The sequence below is a fragment of the Methanosarcina sp. genome, assembly GCF_028693135.1.
GTDB lineage: Archaea > Halobacteriota > Methanosarcinia > Methanosarcinales > Methanosarcinaceae > Methanosarcina.
This window is the reverse complement of sequence record NZ_JAQUVZ010000031.1, coordinates 38,256-42,983: the sequence shown is the minus strand read 5'-3', so window position 1 is coordinate 42,983 and position 4,728 is coordinate 38,256. Positions and strand designations below refer to the sequence as shown.

Below are 4,728 nucleotides of genomic sequence, written 5' to 3'. Positions count from 1 at the left end.
AGTCCCGGGGAGATCAACCATTTATACGGCGTGTTTACCTGTTTTTAGCGGTATCATGTACCGGTGTTGATAAGTGGGCTTTTCCGTAAAGGAAACTGCCGGGCATGCGGCCGACAGTATGTAAACACCAGGTCTGCAATCTGCAAGACTTGTAAAAAATAATTGTAAATCATAGAGTGAGTACATGGAAAAATTAGCAAAATTTAAAGCGCTTGGGCTCTCGGACAGTATGTTGAAAGCCCTCAAAAAGAAAGGGTTTGAAGAACCAACCCCGATTCAGGAAAAGGTAATACCGCTTTTTTTGAAAGGAGAATCTGACATTATAGGGCAGGCTCAGACAGGGACCGGAAAAACAGTAGCTTTCGGAGCCCCCATCATAGAGAAAATTCCTGAGAAATCAGGACATGTTCAGGCAATAATCCTGACCCCTACAAGGGAACTCGCAATCCAGATTTCAGAAGAGCTTAACTCCATAAAAGGAGACAAAAAACTGTCCATTGTCCCTATATACGGCGGACAGTCCATGACCCAGCAGCTTCGCATGCTGAAAATCGGCGTGGACATTGTCGTAGGGACACCGGGAAGGGTCATCGACCACATTAACAGAAAGAGCCTAAACCTCGAAAAGATCTCGTATTTCGTACTTGACGAAGCTGACGAAATGCTGAACATGGGTTTTATTGACGACATAAAAGAGATCTTAAAGGCAACATGCCCTGATAAAAGGATGCTTTTCTTTTCAGCCACAATGCCAAAGACAATCCTTGGAATCGTCAAGAAGTACATGCGGAACTACGAGCATATTACAATTGCGAACGAGGAAATTACAGAAAACCTGACCGAACAGATCTATTTTGAGGTTAGGGAAAGCGATAAGTTTGAAGCCCTCAGCAGAATCATCGACATCGAAGACGAATTCTACGGGCTCGTATTCTGCCGTACAAAGGTTGACACCAGCCAGCTTGCCCAAAAACTCAGTGACAGGGGTTATTTAGCTGATGCTCTTCACGGAGATATCTCCCAGCAGGAGCGGGAAAAAATCCTGAACAAGTTCAGGAAGCAGAAGATACAAATCCTCGCAGCAACCGATGTTGCAGCAAGAGGCATCGATATCATAGACCTGACCCATGTCATCAACTATTCCCTGCCCCAGGACCCAGAGTCCTATGTGCACAGGATAGGGAGGACGGGAAGGGCAGGCAAACAGGGAACTGCTATCACTTTTGTTACATCCTCGGAATTCAGGCGGCTCACTTACATACAGAAGACTTCAAAGTCCGAAATGAAGAAAGGCCGTATCCCTGGGATAAAAGATGTGATAAAAGCCAAAAGGACGAGAGTAAAAGCCGAACTCGATAACACCATAAAGACAGAAGAATATGGGGACTGCCTTGAGCTGAGCACAAAGCTCCTTGAAGAATACCCCGCAGAAAAGATCCTGCCTGCCCTTTTAAAGTACGCCTTCAAGGAAAAATTCGACGAGAGCATGTACACTGAAATTTCCGGAGGCAGCTCCTATGTCGACAGAAAAGGCAAATCCAGGCTCTTCATAGCTATGGGAAAAGCCGATGGCATGACTCCGGAAAAACTAGCAGATTTCATCCAGCAGGAACTCGGGGACAACGAAATGAATGTAAGGGATGCAGAAATTTTCCCCCACTTTTCATTCGTATCCATCCCCTTTGCCCAGGCTGAAGCCCTGGTTGACATCTTCAAGAACAAAAGAAAAGGAAGTAAACCTTTCGTGGAACTTGCCCAGAAATCCAGGGGAGGAGGCTCAAAAGGTTCAAACGGGAGCAGCGGCAGTTCTAGAAGCGGTGGCAGCTCAAGAAGCGGCGGTAGCTCAAGAAGCGGCGGCAGTTCAAGAAGCAACGATAGTTCTAGAAGCAGTGGCAGTTCAAGGAGCAGCGGCAGTTCAAAAAGCAGCGGCAGTTCAAGAAATGTGAAAAAATAAATTCCATTTCTTAATTCTCTTTTCTTTTTTCGTATTTTTTTCCAAATTCCGGGAGCAGGGAAGTTTTCGGAATTCGGGCAAATTTTTGATAGCAGAATTTTGTGAAGATTTTATTTTGTAGATTATCGAGTAGAAAGTACGTTTTTGAATATTTGAATATGATCAACAGATCGGCCGTGGACAACCTGAGGACGCTTTTAGAAAAATGGTCTGTTTTTCAGAAAAAATATCTCATCAAAATTTAAAATAGTTATCAATCTTCATAATTCCTTATTGAGGATCAAAAATCCCCTATATTTTAGTTATTCAACCGGAATAAATCCCCGGGTTAAGTTAACTACGCCAGGAGGAAAATTGCCATATGCAATAGATTTATTCCGGCTGAAGTTCGATGCTTGTTCGATGCTTATTCCCTTTTCCTTCTGAACAGTTCCTCTCATACGATTATTCGGGTTTACCATTGACAGTGGAAAAGTAAGGATGCCGCCATCTCTCGTTGAGCAGGCACTTTGGGCCCTTACTGTCTCATTGTTCAAAGGCTGACCAGTAAACATCTAAACATGTAACTTACCTGTTGAGGACTCCATATCCACTGATATACATTATTCTTAACTTTTCGACCTGTAGACAGAAAGTAATCTTTATGTAGTTTAAATAGAAAAACATTATAATTCCCTCCACTCCTAGAATGCTGTTCTTTCTCATTCAAAGCCATTTCCTTTAGAGCCGATCTCAAACCTATTTTATTCTAAGTATTAAGTTTTTTCAGGGTTATCCATCATTATCCGAAACTTGACTGATTCTCCAAAATCCAGGATTCAAAGAGCAAATTCTGAGTTTTGAGATAAGCTCTTAAACTGACACTGACCCCAATTTTCAGTGATGTATCGGTTCTCTTCTCCAACCCCCATTCTGCTTTATACTTCCAGACACCTATTCTTGAACTATAATGATTATCTTTTTCAACCCCCATTCTGCTTTATACTCCCAGACACCTATTCTTGAACTATAATAGACATCAAACAATTGCAGAGAGATCTAGCTAAAAAAACTTAATGGCTTTGTGAAATTTATATTCCATAGCTAGAAACTTTGCACTTAATTAATGACTATATTTTAAACATGGTGTTTTTTTAAGACAAACTATTCGAATATTGTTTGCCATTGGAGTATCTATATACAGGTATATTATGAATTTATATATAATGTTATGAACAATTATTCCTTACAAATAGTAGTCTTTGATTATTTAGATACAAAATGGTTCTTTGTGGTAAACGACTATACAGTCGATACATATCGTTAATTTCATTAAACTACTTAGTTATCGTCACATAAAGTCTTTAAGGAAATTAGAATGTACGACATATATTGCACCTCTTCCTAAATCTCTTCCTAAAATTGATGCTTTTAATGTAATTTCAAATTTTGCATAGGTCTTTTATAATATATATTAAATAGTAATTTAAAATAATAGAAGCAATTAAAAACTAAAAAATCGCCGTAAAATAAAGAGAATATTTATAAAATATAAGAAAAGTAAAAAGACAATAGATATATACTTATTTTGTAAAGATAAAGTTGCCTGAAAAACAGGCAACTTCGTACATATTATATTTGCTTTCCTTCAACATTGCTGCTTAATTAGAAGCAGTAAAGCATGTGGAATACAGTTGATTCGTAGCTGATTTTGACAGTTTTATAGAACATCTCGAAGATCATATAAGTTCCCTCCACTCTTTTCCTGAATGTTGTTCGTTCCCCGTTATACACCTGTCTTACAGCTTAATTAAAAGCAGTAAAGCATGTGGAATACAGTTGATTCGTAGCTGATTTTGACAGTTTTATAGAACATCTCGAAGATCATATTAGTTCCCTCCACTCTTTTCCTGGATGTTGTTCGTTCCCCATTATACACCTGTCTTACAGCTTAATTAAAAGCAGTAAAACATGCTGAATTCAGTTGCTTCGTAGCAGATTTTGACAGTTTTATAGAACATCTCGAAGATCATATCAGTTCCCTCCACTATTTTCCTGAATGTTGTTCGTTCCCCGTTATACACCTGTCTTACAGCTTAATTAAAAGCAGTAAAACATGCTGAATTCAGTTGCTTCGTAGCAGATTTTGACAGTTTTATAGAACATCTCGAAGATCATATTAGTTCCCTCCACTCGTTTCTGGGATTTTGTTCGTTCCCCGTTATACACCAGTTTTACTGCTTAATTAGAAGCAGTATAACATTGAGAATACAGTTGATTCGTAGCTGATTTTGACAGTTTTATAGAACATCTCGAAGATCATATCAGTTCCCTCCACTCTTTTCCTGGATTTTGTTCGTTCCCCGTTATACACCAGTTCTACTGCTTAATTAGAAGCAGTATAACATTGTGAATACAGTTGATTCGTAGCTGATTTTGACATTTTTATAGAACATCTCGAAGATCATATCAGTTCCCTCCACTCTTTTCCTGGATTTTGTTCGTTCCCCGTTATACACCTGTCTTACAGCTTAATTAAAAGCAGTAAAACATGCTGAATACAGTTGACTCGTAGCTGATTTTGACATTTTTATAGAACATCTCGAAGATCATATTAGTTCCCTCCATTCTTTATCTTCACTTACTGTTTCGCAGTTAATTTTGGTTCCATTTTTTCGGCTTTTATATCCATATTTAGATCATGAATAGAAAGCTAAGATTATTCAGGAACTCAAACGTAAAGAACTGGCTTAAATCGAATCCTATGAGCATGTTTATTCCCTCCACATTTCATA

2 protein-coding genes are annotated in these 4,728 nt (G+C 38.8%); one reads left to right on the top strand and one right to left on the bottom strand.

The genetic code is table 11. The features are described 5' to 3' along the window. The first annotated feature begins 184 nt into the window (after nt 1-184). Nucleotides 185-1,954: a DEAD/DEAH box helicase gene (locus tag PHF18_RS12890; protein ID WP_300103480.1), complete on the top strand. Its 1,770-nt coding sequence runs from the start codon at nt 185-187 to the stop codon at nt 1,952-1,954. Nucleotides 1,955-2,735: 781 nt separating this feature from the next. Here PHF18_RS12890 and PHF18_RS12885 read toward each other — a convergent pair. After that, nucleotides 2,736-2,927, bottom strand: coding sequence for a hypothetical protein (locus tag PHF18_RS12885; protein WP_300103478.1), 192 nt, complete (start codon nt 2,925-2,927; stop codon nt 2,736-2,738). Nucleotides 2,928-4,728 lie beyond the last annotated feature (1,801 nt).

Bases quoted from the DNA above. Each gene is read 5' to 3' on its own strand.
- PHF18_RS12890 (WP_300103480.1), top strand. From the start codon at position 185: ATGGAAAAATTAGCAAAATTTAAAGCGCTTGGGCTCTCGGACAGTATG.
- PHF18_RS12885 (WP_300103478.1), bottom strand. From the start codon at position 2,927: ATGGGGGTTGAAAAAGATAATCATTATAGTTCAAGAATAGGTGTCTGG.